Annotated in this window: 1 pseudogene; it reads right to left on the reverse strand. The window is 67.5% G+C overall.

Annotation, left to right across the window (positions count from 1 at the left end):
- Window positions 1–919 (reverse strand): annotated as a pseudogene (locus tag ACGG9C_RS17040) (transketolase); the annotation flags it as partial.

Below are 919 nucleotides of genomic sequence, written 5' to 3' on the forward strand. Positions count from 1 at the left end.
TCCCGACGCGGCGCGGGTGGACACGTCCTTGCCCGCCTCGAACACCGGGAGCGCATCGGCGAGATCGGCGGGGAGCTCGCGCGCGTTGATGCGGTCCCACAGCGCCTTGCGCTCGGGGTGCGCGCCGGCCCACGCGTCGAACTTCTCCTGCCACGCCGCCCGCACTTGCGCGCCACGGTCGGCGAGTGAACGAGTGTGCTCGAGGACGTCGTCGGGCACCACGAAGGTCTGCTCCGGGTCCCACCCGAGCACCTCCTTCGTCGCCTTCAACTCGTCCTCGCCGAGCTTGGAGCCGTGGATCTTTCCGGTGTTCTGCTTGCCCGGCGAGGGCCACCCGATGATCGTCTTCAGCACGATGATCGACGGCTTCGATGCCTCGGTCTTCGCCGCCTCGAGGGCTGCGTGAAGCTCGGCGACGTCTTCGACGTACTCGCCCGTCTTCTTCCAATCCACCGTCTGCACATGCCAGCCGTACGCGGCGTAGCGGGCGGCGACGTCCTCGGTGAACGCGACGTCGGTGTCGTCCTCGATCGAGATCTGGTTCGCGTCGTAGATGACGACGAGATTGCCGAGCCCCTGATGCCCGGCCAGCGAGGATGCCTCGCTGGTGATGCCCTCCTGGATGTCCCCATCCGAGGCGATCACGTAGATGGTGTGATCGAACGGCGACTCACCCGGTGCGGACTCCGGGTCGAACAGGCCCCGCTCATACCGGGCGGCGTAGGCGAACCCGACCGACGAGGCCAGTCCCTGACCCAGCGGTCCGGTCGTGATCTCCACGCCGTCGGTGTGGCCGAACTCCGGGTGACCCGGGGTCTTCGACCCCCACGTCCGCAACTCCTTCAGGTCCTGCAGCTCCAACCCGAACCCACCCAGATACAGCTGGATGTACTGCGTCAACGACGAATGCCCCGCCGAG

The sequence above is a fragment of the Microbacterium sp. MTN4-26 genome, assembly GCF_042846595.1.
Classification (GTDB): Bacteria; Actinomycetota; Actinomycetes; order Actinomycetales; family Microbacteriaceae; genus Microbacterium; species Microbacterium luteum.